This is a genomic window from Alkalimonas sp. (genome assembly GCF_020831925.1).
Taxonomy (GTDB): domain Bacteria; phylum Pseudomonadota; class Gammaproteobacteria; order Enterobacterales; family Alteromonadaceae; genus Alkalimonas.
The window spans coordinates 1-15,006 of sequence record NZ_JAFIFQ010000030.1 but is presented as its reverse complement, the minus strand read 5'-3'; the positions used below and the strand labels follow the sequence as shown (position 1 = coordinate 15,006).

Below are 15,006 nucleotides of genomic sequence, written 5' to 3'. Positions count from 1 at the left end.
GAAGCAGTTACCGACTGAACCTGGGTTCTTCGCGACCATCTCATTTACAATGATGGCGAACAGTCTGCTGCCTGGCTGAGTTACCCGGCGCGCCGGGCAACGCTCATTCTTAGTTGACAGCGTCTTTTAACGCTTTGCCAGGCTTGAATGAAGGAATTTTTGCTGAAGCGATCTGGATGGTAGCACCAGTTTGTGGGTTACGGCCGGTACGGGCAGCACGCTCACGAACAGAGTAAGTACCAAAACCAACCAGAGCAACAGAATCGCCTTCTTTCAGTGCATCAGTCACGGCACCGATAAATGCATCCAGAGCACGGCCAGCATCCGCTTTAGACAATTCAGCACCAGCAGCAATTTTGTCGATAAGTTGAGACTTGTTCACAATATCATCCCCTTCAATTGTTATTGTTTTCAACAACTACACGTATTGATGTTGTAAGTACGCGCCCATGTTATAACAAGCATTCAGAGCGCTTGCAAGCAGAAGAGAGCATCCTACAACTATTTTTCCACTTTGAGCCCCAGCCCTTATCCAATAAGGGCTGGAGAACTTTCCTTAAGTTAGCACAGCCATAGAGAATGAAAAGCCTTTAATGGGCATTTTTTTCTATTTTTGCACTTTTTGCTGCTTTTTTTGGCAAGATTTCAGGCTGGAAGCGGCTTAGCGGCTCTTGCAATGCCAGTTCCAGCACCTCATCAATCCATTTTACCGCTTTAATTTCCAGGTCTGCTTTGACGTTCTCAGGGATTTCTTTTAGGTCACGCAGGTTATCGTGCGGGATCAACACCCGTTTAATACCTCCACGATGCGCAGCCAGTAACTTCTCTTTTAAGCCACCAATCGGCAGTACTTCACCACGCAGTGTAATTTCACCGGTCATGGCGACATCGGCCCGTACCGGATTGCCGGTTAAGCTGGAGACCAGTGCCGTTACCATGCCAATACCAGCGCTAGGACCATCTTTTGGCGTAGCCCCTTCTGGCACATGCACATGAATATCGCGGGTTTCATAGAAGTCATCGTTGATACGGAGTAATTCTGCCCGGCTACGCACTACCGTCATTGCAGCCTGAATCGACTCCTTCATCACATCCCCCAGTGAGCCAGTAAAGGTAAGCTTGCCTTTACCTACCACTGCCGCCGCCTCGATGGTCAATAAGTCACCACCCACTTCGGTCCAAGCCAGGCCGGTGACCTGACCAATGCGGTTGTTGTCTTCCGCTTTGCCGTAATCAAAACGTTGCACGCCCAGATAGCTTTCCAGGTTCGCCTGCTCAATGACCACGGTTTTAGTATCTTTATTCAGCAGAATTTCTTTGACTGCTTTACGGCACAGTTTGGAGATTTCCCGCTCCAGGCTACGCACCCCGGCTTCGCGGGTGTAATAGCGAATAATGCCGATAATGGCATCGTCTTTAATAACGATCTCATCAGGCTTTAAGCCATTGCGCCCAATTTGCTTACTAATCAGGTGCTGCTTGGCGATGTTCAGCTTTTCATCTTCGGTATAACCCGATAAGCGAATCACTTCCATCCGATCCAGCAAAGGCGCTGGAATATTCAGACTGTTGGAAGTAGCGACGAACATCACATCCGACAGATCGTAGTCAACTTCCAGGTAATGATCGCTGAAACTGGTGTTTTGCTCCGGGTCTAGCACTTCGAGCAAAGCAGCAGCCGGATCGCCACGAAAATCCGACGCCATCTTGTCGATTTCGTCCAGCAAGAACAATGGATTCCGTACGCCAACTTTGGCCATTTTCTGAATGATTTTGCCCGGCATCGAACCAATGTAAGTACGGCGATGGCCACGAATTTCGGCTTCATCACGCACCCCACCTAATGCCATCCGCACGTATTTACGCCCAGTTGCTTTAGCAATCGACTGCCCTAACGAGGTTTTACCGACTCCCGGCGGGCCTACCAAGCAAAGGATTGGGCCTTTTAGTTTATTAACACGCTGCTGCACCGCTAAATACTCGATGATGCGCTCTTTGACTTTCTCCAGACCATAATGATCCGAGTTAAGGATTTTTTCAGCGCCGGCCAGATCTTTCTTCACCTTACTGCGGGTTTTCCATGGCACATTGCTCAGCCAATCGATGTAACTGCGCACCACCGTGGCTTCAGCCGACATTGGCGACATCATCTTCAACTTTTGCAGCTCGGCTTTGGCTTTGTCGGCCGCTTCGGCCGGCATTTTGGCCTGTTCAATCTTATTGCTCAGCGTTTCGAACTCATCTGGCGCATCTTCCAGCTCACCCAGTTCTTTCTGAATAGCTTTCATTTGCTCATTCAGATAGTACTCGCGCTGGCTTTTCTCCATCTGTTTTTTCACCCGGCTACGGATACGACGCTCGACCTGCAAAATGTCGATCTCGCTTTCCATCATCGCCATTAAAAATTCAAGCCGTTCAGTAACATCGCTGATTTCCAGCACTTTCTGCTTGTCTTCAACTTTGAGCGGCATATGCGCGGCCATGGTATCGGCCAAGCGGGCAGCATCTTCGATACCGCTCAGCGCCGTCAGAACTTCCGGGGGGATCTTCTTATTAAGTTTGATGTAGCCTTCAAACTGGTTGATGGCAGAGCGCAGGAAGACTTCTTGTTCACGGCTGTCAACTTCCAGCGAAGCAATCATTTCGATGTCAGCCGCAAAACTGTGCTCAGTCTCAGTAAACTCCAGCAAACGAGCACGCTGGCTGCCCTCTACCAGAACCTTGACGGTACCATCCGGTAATTTCAGCAGCTGCAAAATAGTCGCGACAGTGCCGATTTCGTAGAGATCTTCGGCCTTAGGATCATCCTGGCTGGCATCTTTTTGTGCCACCAAAAAGATTTGCTTGTCGTTGTCCATGGCGGCATCCAGGCACTTGATGGATTTCGCCCGACCGACAAACAAGGGGATCACCATATGCGGGTACACCACCACATCGCGCAGGGCCAACACCGGCATATGACGACGTTCAATCTGTTGTTCAGTCATTTTTCACTCTCGAGTAAGTTGCATGCAGCTGCAAAAGGATATGGTATCTATATGAGGCCGGTTTTCAGAACTTCAATTGCTTGCTGCCGATTTCCTGCATCTGCATGTGTCAAGCCAGAAAAACTCGGGCAGCTGCCAGCTGCCCGATGAGGGGCTAATGCGATTCTGCGACCGCAGGATCTTTACGTTGATAAATCAGAATAGGATCGGACTCACCGCGAATAACGGTATCGTCAATCACCACCTTGCTGACATCTTCCATTGATGGCAATTCGTACATGGTGTCCAACAGCACTCCTTCCACAATGGAACGCAGGCCACGAGCACCGGTTTTCCGCTCCATCGCTTTTTGCGCAATGGCTTTTAAAGCGTCTTCACGAAACTCCAACTCGACCCCTTCCATATCGAACAAAGAGGCAAACTGTTTGACCAAAGCATTCTTAGGAAGGCTAAGAATCTGTACCAAGGCTTCTGCATCCAGCTCAGTCAGAGTAGCAACCACTGGCAAGCGACCGATAAACTCCGGAATAAGACCGTACTTCACCAGATCTTCCGGCTCAACATCTTTAAATGATTCAGTCAGACTGCGGCTACTTTCTTTGCTTTTCACTTCAGCGCCAAAACCAATGCCTGCGCCTTTGGCAGAGCGCTGCTCGATCACTTTATCAAGCCCCGCGAAAGCACCGCCACAGATAAACAGAATTTTTGAGGTGTCCACCTGCAAAAACTCCTGCTGAGGATGCTTACGTCCTCCCTGTGGTGGTACTGAAGCAACGGTACCTTCAATCAGCTTCAACAGGGCTTGCTGCACTCCTTCCCCGGAGACGTCACGGGTAATAGAGGGGTTATCGGACTTGCGTGAAATTTTGTCGATTTCATCGATGTAGACAATACCCCGTTGGGCTTTTTCAACGTCGTAATCGCACTTTTGCAATAGCTTTTGAATGATGTTCTCTACATCTTCACCGACATAACCCGCTTCGGTCAACGTAGTGGCATCGGCCATAGTAAAAGGCACATCCAGCAAGCGTGCCAGGGTTTCTGCCAGCAAGGTTTTACCGCTACCAGTTGGACCAATCAGCAAAATATTGCTTTTACCCAGCTCGACATCCGGCTTGTTGCCAGCATTACGCAGCCGCTTGTAATGGTTGTACACCGCTACAGCCAGTACTTTTTTGGCATGCTCCTGCCCAATCACATAATCATCGAGGTGATGGCGGATTTCATGCGGGGTTGGCAGCTTATCGGCTTCACGCTTTGGCGAGATATCCTTGATTTCTTCACGGATAATGTCGTTGCATAAATCAACACACTCGTCGCAGATATAGACCTGCGGCCCAGCGATCAGCTTGCGCACCTCATGCTGTGACTTGCCACAAAAGGAGCAGTACAACAATTTACCGCCTTTGTCACCGTCAGTGCGGTTATCAGCCATGTAACTTCCTCTTCCACTTCGCCCCCAATAACACATTGAGCGCTTTGTATCTTAATACCATAGCAAAAATTTGCCGTTATTTCGCGTCCCGTTGTGTCAAAATTGCGTCCACCAGACCATATTCTTTCGCCGCCTGGGCGGTCAAGAAGTTATCGCGCTCAGTATCATGACACACTTTCTCGTAACTCTGGCCGGTATGTTCTGCCAGTAAACGGTTCAATCGTTCCTTTATACTTAAGATCTCACGGGCATGGATCTCAATATCGGTAGCCTGGCCCTGAAAACCGCCCAACGGCTGATGGATCATCACCCGGGCATTCGGTAAGCAATAACGTTTGCCTTTAGCACCACCGGAAAGCAGGAAAGCACCCATGCTAGCGGCCTGCCCCATACAGACAGTGGCTACATCCGGCTTGATAAACTGCATGGTATCATAAATCGACATGCCGGCAGTAACGACACCACCCGGCGAGTTGATATAAATGTAGATGTCTTTTTCCGGATTCTCGGACTCTAAAAACAGCAATTGAGCACAAATCAGGTTGGCCATGTGATCTTCCACCGGCCCGGTCAGAAAAATAACACGCTCTTTCAGTAAGCGGGAATAGATATCAAAAGAACGCTCGCCTTTGGCGGTTTGTTCTATCACGATGGGAACTAAGGCGTTGATTAAATCCTGATGCGGAGTGCTGTGTAACGACATAGATGATTTCCTGATGACTGGCGACGAGGCGCCTGAAAATAAAATGGCCCGAACAAAACTGTCCGAGCCATTAAAACTGCGTTACCAACAGAAGTCAATCTTAGTTGACTAGCTAACTTAGTTGGCAGCCTGTTGTGGATTCATGATCTCATCAAACTTGGCAGGGGCTTCAGTTACAGTCGCTTTGCTCAGCACCAGCTCGATGGCCTGATCTTCCAACGCAACATTACGCATGCTTTGCAACAGCTCCTGATTGCTGTTGTAGTACTGAACTACTTCCTGCGGATCTTCGTAAGCAGAAGCCACATCGGCAATCAGTTCCTGAACCCGGCTATCGTCCACTTTCAGCTCGTTGGTTTTGATGATTTCACCCAGCAACAAACCTACTTTCACCCGATCTTTCGCCTGCTCTTCGAACAAAGACGCTGGCAGTTCAGGCAGTTGTTTTGGATCCATGTTCTGACCAAAACGCTGCATCGCTTGCTTGCGCAGTACGTCTACTTCGCCAGCAACCAGTGACTTAGGAACTTCCACTTCGTTGTTGGCCAGCAAGCCTTTGATCACCTGATCTTTGACTTTGCCACGAACCGTTTGCTTCAGCTCACGCTCCATGTTCTTGCGCACTTCAGCTTTTAACGCATCCACAGTGGCTTCAGCCAGGCCGAACAGGGCGGCGAACTCATCGTTCAGTTCAGGCAGTACCTGCTTCTCAACTTTCTTCACAGTCACTGCGAAGCTGGCTGCTTTGCCTTTCAAGTTTGCAGCGTGATAATCTTCCGGGAAAGTCACTTCCAGCGTGGTTTCTTCACCGGCTTTCTTGCCAATCAGACCTTCTTCAAAACCTGGAATCATGCGACCCTGGCCAAGCTCCAATGTGAAGTCGCTGGCTTTGCCGCCTTCAAATTCTTCGCCATCAATGCTGCCAACAAAATCCATGATAATGCGGTCGTTCTTGGCTGCTTTGCCTTTTTTCTCGGCCCAGGTAGCGTGTTGCTTACGCAGGGTTTCCAGCATTTTATCCAGATCTTTATCCGTGATTTCCACCACTGGCTTGCTGACTTCAATTTTGTCCAGCGCCTGAACTTCTACCTCTGGGTAGACTTCGAAAGTGGCAGCAAACTGCAAGTCTTTACCTTCTTCCAATGCCTGAGGGGCAAAAGTTGGTGAGCCTGCAGGGGTGATTTTCTGCTCAATAATAGCTTCGTAGAAGCTGCGCTGCATTTGCTCGGAAGCAACTTCCTGCAATACTGCCTGACCATAACGCTTTTGGATGATAGATACAGGCGCTTTACCTGGACGGAAGCCGTCGATGCGCTGGCGCTTAGCCAGATCACGCAAACGGTTTTTTACTTCAGACTGAATCGCATCAGCCGGCACAGTAATAGTTAAACGGCGCTCTAAACCCTGAGTGGTTTCCACAGAAACTTGCATCTTGTTACCTCAAAATCAAATTCAGGCGCTTGATGTCACGCCGAAAAAAATCGAGTCTGATTCTCGCCTGAGCCGCAGCTCAACAGACTTGTAGTTGAATAGGACGCGGCATTATAGCGAGCGAAAAACAGCAAGTCGAGCCCCCTGCCCCAGTTTCGTCATTTGCCGCTATTTTCATCGCGCTCAGACGGCAGTAAGCCGCCCACAGGCGGCTTACTTGTCCCAGGAAATCTAACCGTTTTAACGCGTCTGGCCCTGGCCGGTGACCACAAAGCGTTCTGTGGTCAGGGCTTCTAAGCCCATCGGACCGTAGGCATGCAGCTTGCTGGTCGAGATGCCGATTTCAGCACCAAGGCCAAGTTCACCACCATCGGAGAAGCGGGATGAAGCATTGTGCATCACCACGGCTGCATCCACCTGATTGATAAAGGTATCGGCGCTTGCCTGATCCTGGGTGCAGATCACCTCGGTATGGTAGCTGCCAAACTGATCGATGTGTGCCATGGCAGCGTCCAAATCATCTACCAGCCGGATGGCGATTTCCGCTGCCAGGTATTCCTGACCAAAATCAGCTGCCCCAATGGGCTCGGCCCCCTCAAAGTAACTGATGCTGCGCTCACAGGCATGCACTTTCACCTGATGGGCGCGCAAAGCATCAGCCACCATCGGCAGAAAATCGGCCGCTTGATGTTTATTAACCAACAGGCATTCTAAGGCATTACACACGCCCGGACGCTGTACTTTGCCGTTTAACAACAGTTCCAACGCCATATTCAGATCGGCGCTTTGATCCACATACAGATGGCATACGCCTTTAAAGTGCTGGATCACCGGTACCCGGCTGTTGTCAGTGACAAAGCGAATCAAGCCTTCACCACCGCGCGGGATCACTAAGTCGATGAACTGATCTTGCTGAATCAAGTCCAACATCAGCTGGCGATCTGGGTTTGGTACTATGGTGATCACATCTTCGGGCAACTGATGCTCGGCAAGAGCCTGATGCATGGCCTTGGCAATAGCCAGGCTGGTCTGAATAGCCTCACGACCACAGCGCAGGATCACAGCATTACCGGATTTAAAACACAAAGCACCGGCATCGGCAGTGACATTGGGCCTTGCTTCGTAAATCATGCAAATCACGCCCAGTGGAATACGGCGTTTTTCAATGCGTATGCCATTGGGACGCTCTTCAATAAAGCGTTTGCTACCGACCGGATCGGGCAAATGAATAATTTGTTCGATGGCGGCTGCCATCGCATCAATACGCTCTGGGGTTAAGGTCAGTCGATCCAGCATGGCTGCGCTGGTTTGGTTGGCTCTGGCCGTTTCCAGCTCAGCTGCATTAGCCGCTAAAATAGCCGGAGTAGCCGAGCGAATGGCGTTGGCCATGCTTTGCAACACATAATTCTTTTGTTCCGTTGATAAATGCGCAACGGCTTTGGCTGCCTTGGCAGCCTGAGCGGCAAGAGTCGCCGCACTAATTCCCTCGCTAAAGGTACTCATAATCTCTCCAATAATGTCATTTCATCACGGTGAATCACTTCGTAGGTGCTGCCTGGCAGGATATCCCCCAGGTGCTCTGCGATTTCACTCGTCTGCTGACCTTTGATGCTAAACAGCTCACGGGCGCTGTAGCGGCTGACGCCCTTGGCAATGGATACTTTACCACTGCCACAACGAACAATCACCGCATCGCCAGGCTCAAATTCACCTTGCACATGCACAATGCCACTGCACAGCAAGGAAGCCCCCTGATGGCGCAGCGCTTTCATGCAGCCATCATCCACCCAGATCTCGCCTTTGGCCCGCAGCGTATGGCGTACCCAGTGCTTTTTACCGGACATCGGATCTTTATGGCCATGGAAAATGGTGCCCGGATTAAAACCATCCAGCAAACGGGTAAAAGTATCCTGCTGGTGGCCATCCACGATCAGTGTATCGACGCCATGGGTGGTGGCTTTTTCAGCCGCCTGCACCTTGGTCCGCATGCCGCCGGTGCCTACGCTCGAGCTGGCCCCGCCGGCCAGGCTGTAAATGCGCTCATCAATGGTCCGTACTTCCGGAATCAGCTGGGCTGATGGATCCTTGTTAGGATCGGCAGTAAAAAGCCCGGTAATGTCCGAACAAATGATCAGCGCATCCGCATTTGCAACGGTGGCGACCATAGCAGCCAGATTATCGTTGTCACCCACTTTGATTTCTTCGGTGGCAATGGTGTCGTTTTCGTTGACAATCGGCAACACCTGATGATCCAGCAAACGCCGTAAGGTATTGCGCACATTGACATGACGAACCCGATCACTGAGATCACCGTGCGTCAACAGTACCTGAGCACAAGGAAAATCAAAACAATTGGACCAGAAATTCATCATCTGGTTTTGGCCAACCGCAGCCATGGCCCGTTTTAAGGCAATGGGAACCCGGTGGTGATTGAAATTAAAATGATGCCTGCCTGCAGCAACACTACCTGATGAAACCAGGATCACCTCGATATCGCGGTCACGACATTGACGGATGAAATCAGCGATGGGGCCTAAATATTTTTCACTGCAACCGGCCTGGGGATCGGGGGCAATTAATGCACTGCCGACTTTAAGCACTATCCTGCGCCAGGATGGGTTCAACATAGCTCCTCCGTTTTTAAAACCGCGGCTATGATAGCAAATTTTGTAACTCGGCACCACCGGCTTTCAGAAAACCCTCAGCAAATAAGCATTATAAACCATAGAAATATCCATATTAAACAGATATTTATTCAAAACACCTCACTAAGAGCTTGTTTTTTAGCCAACGCCACAGCATTGTTCGCTTAATTATTCTGTAATAAAATTACAAGAAACCGCAGTCTCCCGACTGCGGTTTTTTGGGAAATGGCAGCGCTCAAGCACGGCAGAGAGACGTGTGAAGCAAGATGTGTGCACAGAGAAAAGCAGTTTACAGCACCAGGCTGCGCTGCTCCGACAACCCCATTGACAGCAACAGTGGGTTTTGTTGCTGACGCGCACTAAAATCAGCTTTGCTGCCAAGTCCCTGCCAGTTCAGCCGGATTAGGCTTTGCGCTACAGCGCCCCCTAAGCTGCTGCCTGGGCCAAGCAGGATCAACACATCAGGAGCAAATTCTTTCACTGCCACTTCAATCGCCAAACTGAAGTCGTAACAGCCCTGCACCTGACGATCCAGCGTATAACGCTTGAGCGCCGCCGCCTCAGTGGCAAGAGGCTGCCAGATGCGACCACAACCATCAATAAGCGGTAGCTCTGGGCGCGCGAAAGCACTGGCAGGAATGGCTGCCATGGCTTTACTGGCGGCCTCGGCCATCAAAGGAGAGTGAAAAGCGGCATGGCCAGGTAACAACAGCGGAAAACGCTCATCAACCCTGGGTAAACGACGAAGCACGGCTTGCATCGCCACCTCGCTGCCAGCGAGCACCGCATAGCCACCAAAACGAATGGACTCAAACAGCTCACCGGCATAATCAGCCAACAGCCCATCCACCAGAGCTATTTTGTCTGCATCAGGTTGCCAGTCGTTGTTAACCAGTGGATAGATGCACTGACCTCCCGCCGCCCCTGCGGTGAACTGTGCCATCTGACAGACATACTGCATTGCAGCAGCCGGATGCCAGACACCGGCACAGCCAAGGGCCGTGTACCATCCCATGGAGTTGCCGGTGATAGCCACCACGTCAAACTCCGCCTGATTGATGCTCTGATAATCCAGCAGGCCGGCACTGAAAATAAGGCCAGCAGCGTTTTCTGCCTGTTGATGCACACGACTGGCATAGTGGTCGGCGCCATCCAGCTCACGAATACCAGCCAGGCCAAGTTCAGCGCGGACTTTATCCAGTTCGTTCAGTAAAGCGGCTTTATCGCCATGCAAACGGCCAATGCTGCCAAGCTCCGGCTTGTTGTAACTGCCACGCCCCGGGCAGACCACCACAGCGTTTTTTTTCATGCTCTGCGCTCCTGTGGTTGTGCTTCGGTGCTAATGTTTACATCCGCCATACTTCGTACCCTGGCGATGATCTGTTCTTTCGATGGCAACACCTGATAGGCAGCGGCGCCAAGCGGAATAAAGCTGTCTTCGGCTGCGATGCGCTCAAGCTGAAACTGACCGGGCCTGGCTTCATGCAGCAAAGTGACCAGCTCTTCACTGACCGAGCCACGGCGACGGCATTCATCGACAATCAGTAACTTGCGACAAGGCCCGATGGCACTCAAGATAGCATCTAGCTGCAGGGGGATCAGGCAGCGTAAATCCAGCAAACGCAACCTATAGCCCTGGTCGCGTAACTCCAGCTCTGCCTGGCGCGACAGATAATAGCCATTGCCGTAGCTAAGAATGCATAGCTCCTGGCCATCACCAAACACCGCAGGCTCGCCCAAAGCTGGCAGCGGCGTCTCCGGACTTGGGTAATTACGCACCCAAAGGCCATCGCCGGCCTGCAGCAAATCCCGCGTCATATACAGCGCTATAGGCTCCAAAAACACCACCAGTCGTTTTTGTTCCTGCGCCAGCCGCACGGCCTGGCGCAGCAATAAGGCCGCATCTTCACCATTGGACGGGCAAAGTAAAATTAAGCCTGGGATATCACGGAACACCGCAAAGGAGTTGTCGTTATGGAAATGACCACCAAAGCCCTTCTGATAAGCCAGGCCGGCAATCCGGATCACCATGCCGTTGTGGTACTGGCCATTGGAGAAAAACGGCAGGGTAGCCGCTTCGCCACGTATTTGATCCTCGGCATTGTGAACATAGGCCAAAAACTGAATTTCCGGCATGGCGACAAAGCCCTGCTGCGCCAGCCCAATGGCCAGCCCCAGGATGCTTTGTTCATCCAACAGCGTGTTGATCACCCGGTTGTAGCCAAAGGCATGCACCAAATGCTGGGTGACATTATAAACGCCACCCTTTTTGGCAATATCTTCACCGCACAACACAATGTCGGGGTACTGCGCCATCAGATCATGCAGACACCAGTTCAGCAGCTTGGCCAAATGTTGTGGCTTGCCCTGATTGTGTTTATCAAACGCAAACAAAGCCTCACGTGCAGCCGCATCCGGCAGCATCGGCAATGGCTTTTCAGGCCGCTCTGGGGCAATGGAGGCCATCACCCCGGCAGCTGAAGTCAGTTTAGGCCGGCTACTGGCCTGTTCGGCAATGCGCTCAATACGCTGATCCAGCGCCTGCACCCAACCGCTCAGTTCAGTCGGGTTCATCCAGCCCTGCTGCAGGATCTGAGCGGTGCTAAACAGCAAAGGGTCCAGCTCCAACTCGTCGGTAATGCGCTCTTTCTTGCGATAGGCCACTTCGGCATCGGAGCCGGCATGGCCAAACAACCGCACTGTGGCCAAATGCAGCACCGCCGGTTTGCGGTAACGTCGTACATAATCGGCAGCCTGCCGCGCCACCTGATAGGTGCCGGCCAAATCACGGCCATCGGCATGAAAATACGTCAGACCAGGGCGGTTGTTCAGGTTTTGCTGCACCCAACCGGTGGGTGTTGGAGTAGAAATGCCCAGCCCATTGTCTTCGCAGACAAAGAGCACCGGGACAGGTACCTGTTGAAAAGCAGCCCAACAAGCGGCATTCAGTGCACCCTGAGTGGTGGAATGATTCAGCGAAGCATCGCCAAAGCTGCAGTAAGCAATGCTGTCATCCGGCCAGCTGCCCTCATGCTGCAAACGCCTGGACAGCGCTATAGCAAAAGCTGTCCCAACCGCCTTGGGTAAATGCGACGCTATGGTACTGGTTTGCGGCGGTATATTCAGCGCCAGGCTGCCCAACACCTTGTGCCGGCCACCGGAGATGGGATCCTCGGCTGAAGCGGCGAACGACAACAGCATATCGTACAACGGGGTTTGCCCTGCTACCTGTTTGCTGCGCTGGATAAAAAAAGCGCCACTGCGGTAGTGCAAAAAAGCCGGATCAGTCGGCCGAAGGCCTGCAGCAACCGCCGCATTGGCTTCATGACCACTGCTACCGATGGTGTAAAAACTCTGCCCTTTGGCTTGCATCAGCCGCGAGCGTAAATCCAGCAAACGGCTTTGCAGCTGACTTTCAAACAATTGAAACAGCAGGGCTGGGGCAAGCTCGCCTTGGCTTAGGGCGACTTCGGGTAATTGATGGTGCAAAATTCGCTGCAGATAGGCCTGCAGCCAGGGATGTTGTGAACTGGCCATCGGAACTCCTGTTGGGTCGTATTGGGGCTGGTTTCAGCCCCAGAGCACTTTTAACCAAAAGCCTGCAGGCCGGTCTGAGCACGGCCTAAGATCAGCGCATGCACATCGTGGGTGCCTTCGTAGGTATTGACCGCTTCCAGGTTCATGACATGGCGGATCACATGGTATTCATCCGCAATGCCATTACCGCCGTGCATATCACGGGCCTGACGGGCTATCTCCAGCGCCTTGCCACAGGAGTTGCGTTTTATAAGCGAAATGGTCTCAGGTGCCAGGGTACCGGCATCCATCAGGCGGCCGGCTTGCAGGCAGCCCAACAGCCCCAAGCTAATATCGGTTTGCATATCCGCCAGTTTTTTCTGCACCAGCTGAGTTGCTGCCAACGGCCGGTTGAACTGAGTGCGATCCAGGGTGTACTGCCTGGCGGCGTGCCAGCAGAACTCGGCTGCGCCGAGCGCACCCCAGGCGATGCCGTAGCGGGCTTTGTTCAGACAGCCAAAGGGGCCTTTTAAGCCACTGACATTAGGCAGTAGCGCCTCTTCGGATACTTCCACCTGATCCATCACGATTTCACCGGTGATGGAAGCACGCAAGGAGAACTTGCCTTCAATTTTGGGAGCGCTCAGACCCTTTAAGCCTTTCTCCAGCACAAAGCCGCGGATTTCACCGTCCAGTTTGGCCCAGACCACAAACACATCGGCAATCGGCGAGTTGGTTATCCACATCTTGCTGCCATTGAGCAGATAACCGCCGTCAATTTTCCTGGCGGTGGTGCGCATGCTGGCCGGATCCGAGCCTGCATCTGGTTCTGTCAGGCCAAAGCAGCCCACCCATTCGCCGGTGGCGAGCTTCGGCAGGTATTTCTTGCGCTGAGCTTCGGTGCCATAAGCATGAATGGGGTGCATCACCAGGGAGGATTGCACACTCATGGCACTGCGATAACCGCTATCAACCCGCTCCACTTCACGGGCAACCAGACCATAGCAAACATGGTTGACGCCGGCACAGCCATACTCTTCCGGCAAGGTAGCTCCCAACAGGCCAAGCTCTCCCAATTCCGTCATAATGGCGCGATCAAACTGCTCATTACGGTTGGCCAGCAAAATGCGCGGCATCAGCCGCTCCTGGCAATACTGATGCGCGCTGTCGCGGATCATCCGCTCTTCTTCGGTTAGCATTTCAGATAAATGAAACGGGTCTTGCCAGTTGAATGGGGCTCTGCTCATGGTGTTTTTTCCTCAAGAAATAAACGCATTGCTAGCCAGATTAGCCAGCCTTGATGTAAAGTTAAAATATATTAATTCTGTATCTGGTATAGTTTAAAACTATGGATATACGCCATCTGAAGTATTTTGTCGCTGTGTACGAGCAAGGCAGTGTCAGCGCGGCCTCGCGGCAATGCTTTGTTGCCCAACCATCGCTGTCGGCTGCCATTCGCCAGTTGGAGCAGCAACTGAATGTCACCTTGTTTCTGCGTCAACCCAAAGGAGTTACTCCAACCGAGGATGGTGAGCGTCTCTATGGCCACGCTTGCCGGCTGCTGGGTCAGTTTCAGGCGCTGCAGCGCTCCTTTACCGAGCCGGTCGATAAAGTTCGCTGTCGGCTTGGGCTGATACGAGCGCTTGGCGTGGAGCGGATGAGTGATTTGTTGCGTCAGTTCAGTCTGCAATTGCCCGGCCTGGAGTTGCAACTGGTGGAGCCGGAGCAGCCATGCGATGCCCGCATCATTACCCCGGAGCTGTTAAAAAGCGGCGAGCAATTTCAGCCGATGTACCATGATCACTTTCAGCTGGCTTTACCGGCCGGCCACCCTTTAGCGCTTAAACAACGGATCAGTTTGCAGGATTTTTACGGGTTGGCCCTGATTAAGCGGACGCCTTGCGAAGCCTGGCAAAAGCTGTATCCGGAGTTGGTACGCCAAGGTATAACACCGGATATTCGGGCCGATATTCATACCATTGAGTATGCGCTGGGTTTGGTGTCGGCTGGTGTGGCTTGCGCCCTGGTGCCGGATTTTGAGCAATTGCGCCAGCGTCAGGACCTGGTGCTGCGCCCAATCGCCATGGCCGGGCTGGAGCGACGGATTGGTTTGGCCTACAGTCCGGTGCAGGCCAGTGGTTTGGCGCTGGAGACGTTATTACGGCTTTGTCAGAAGCTGGCGATCTCCTAACGCTTAATCCGGATAAGGCTCAAGGTGCAAGCGTCCGGGATTCCGGACATTTTTCCGGGACACGCTGTGAATCCATCCCTGGACGCTCTTGACACGCC

At 52.2% G+C, this 15,006-nt stretch carries 11 protein-coding genes; 1 reads left to right on the top strand and 10 read right to left on the bottom strand.

Annotated elements, in window-relative coordinates:
- Window positions 1-109: 109 nt before the first annotated feature.
- The 10 genes from hupB to JJU14_RS10525 all read right to left on the bottom strand — a co-directional run bounded on the left by hupB (window position 110) and on the right by JJU14_RS10525 (window position 13,964).
- On the bottom strand, window positions 110-382 hold the full coding sequence (gene hupB / locus JJU14_RS10570) for a nucleoid-associated protein HU-beta (RefSeq protein WP_091344524.1): 273 nt from the start codon (window positions 380-382) through the stop codon (window positions 110-112).
- A 208-nt stretch (window positions 383-590) separates the two neighbouring features.
- Window positions 591-2,987, bottom strand: coding sequence for an endopeptidase La (gene lon / locus JJU14_RS10565; RefSeq protein ID WP_228613315.1), 2,397 nt, complete (start codon window positions 2,985-2,987; stop codon window positions 591-593).
- Window positions 2,988-3,141: 154 nt separating this feature from the next.
- Window positions 3,142-4,422 (bottom strand): ATP-dependent protease ATP-binding subunit ClpX, encoded by a 1,281-nt coding sequence (clpX, locus tag JJU14_RS10560; protein WP_091344526.1) that lies wholly within the window; start codon window positions 4,420-4,422, stop codon window positions 3,142-3,144.
- Window positions 4,423-4,498: 76 nt separating this feature from the next.
- Window positions 4,499-5,125, bottom strand: coding sequence for an ATP-dependent Clp endopeptidase proteolytic subunit ClpP (clpP, locus tag JJU14_RS10555; protein WP_228613313.1), 627 nt, complete (start codon window positions 5,123-5,125; stop codon window positions 4,499-4,501).
- A gap of 117 nt (window positions 5,126-5,242) precedes the next feature.
- Window positions 5,243-6,556 (bottom strand): trigger factor, encoded by a 1,314-nt coding sequence (tig, locus tag JJU14_RS10550; protein ID WP_228613311.1) that lies wholly within the window; start codon window positions 6,554-6,556, stop codon window positions 5,243-5,245.
- Window positions 6,557-6,796: 240 nt separating this feature from the next.
- Entirely contained in the window at window positions 6,797-8,059 is a 1,263-nt protein-coding gene (locus JJU14_RS10545; protein WP_228613309.1) for a glutamate-5-semialdehyde dehydrogenase, read from the bottom strand.
- On the bottom strand, window positions 8,056-9,183 hold the full coding sequence (gene proB, locus JJU14_RS10540; protein ID WP_091344534.1) for a glutamate 5-kinase: 1,128 nt from the start codon (window positions 9,181-9,183) through the stop codon (window positions 8,056-8,058). Before proB ends, JJU14_RS10545 begins: the two co-directional genes overlap by 4 nt.
- 307 nt (window positions 9,184-9,490) lie before the next feature.
- On the bottom strand, window positions 9,491-10,510 hold the full coding sequence (locus JJU14_RS10535; protein ID WP_228613307.1) for a malonyl CoA-ACP transacylase: 1,020 nt from the start codon (window positions 10,508-10,510) through the stop codon (window positions 9,491-9,493).
- Window positions 10,507-12,738, bottom strand: a complete 2,232-nt coding sequence (locus JJU14_RS10530; RefSeq protein ID WP_228613305.1) for a thiamine pyrophosphate-dependent enzyme — start codon at window positions 12,736-12,738, stop codon at window positions 10,507-10,509. The genes JJU14_RS10535 and JJU14_RS10530 overlap by 4 nt, the downstream gene beginning before the upstream one ends.
- Window positions 12,739-12,788: 50 nt before the next feature.
- The gene (locus JJU14_RS10525; RefSeq protein ID WP_228613303.1) at window positions 12,789-13,964 is read right to left on the bottom strand and encodes an acyl-CoA dehydrogenase; all 1,176 of its coding nucleotides are present in this window, start codon (window positions 13,962-13,964) and stop codon (window positions 12,789-12,791) included.
- A gap of 101 nt (window positions 13,965-14,065) precedes the next feature.
- On the opposite strand from JJU14_RS10525, the gene JJU14_RS10520 reads away from it, so the two are divergent.
- On the top strand, window positions 14,066-14,908 hold the full coding sequence (locus JJU14_RS10520; RefSeq protein ID WP_228613301.1) for a LysR family transcriptional regulator: 843 nt from the start codon (window positions 14,066-14,068) through the stop codon (window positions 14,906-14,908).
- The last annotated feature ends 98 nt before the right edge of the window (window positions 14,909-15,006 follow it).

Bases quoted from the DNA above. Each gene is read 5' to 3' on its own strand.
- lon (WP_228613315.1), bottom strand. From the start codon at position 2,987: ATGACTGAACAACAGATTGAACGTCGTCATATGCCGGTGTTGGCCCTG.
- clpX (WP_091344526.1), bottom strand. From the start codon at position 4,422: ATGGCTGATAACCGCACTGACGGTGACAAAGGCGGTAAATTGTTGTAC.
- clpP (WP_228613313.1), bottom strand. From the start codon at position 5,125: ATGTCGTTACACAGCACTCCGCATCAGGATTTAATCAACGCCTTAGTT.
- tig (WP_228613311.1), bottom strand. From the start codon at position 6,556: ATGCAAGTTTCTGTGGAAACCACTCAGGGTTTAGAGCGCCGTTTAACT.
- JJU14_RS10545 (WP_228613309.1), bottom strand. From the start codon at position 8,059: ATGAGTACCTTTAGCGAGGGAATTAGTGCGGCGACTCTTGCCGCTCAG.
- proB (WP_091344534.1), bottom strand. From the start codon at position 9,183: ATGTTGAACCCATCCTGGCGCAGGATAGTGCTTAAAGTCGGCAGTGCA.
- JJU14_RS10535 (WP_228613307.1), bottom strand. From the start codon at position 10,510: ATGAAAAAAAACGCTGTGGTGGTCTGCCCGGGGCGTGGCAGTTACAAC.
- JJU14_RS10530 (WP_228613305.1), bottom strand. From the start codon at position 12,738: ATGGCCAGTTCACAACATCCCTGGCTGCAGGCCTATCTGCAGCGAATT.
- JJU14_RS10525 (WP_228613303.1), bottom strand. From the start codon at position 13,964: ATGAGCAGAGCCCCATTCAACTGGCAAGACCCGTTTCATTTATCTGAA.
- JJU14_RS10520 (WP_228613301.1), top strand. From the start codon at position 14,066: ATGGATATACGCCATCTGAAGTATTTTGTCGCTGTGTACGAGCAAGGC.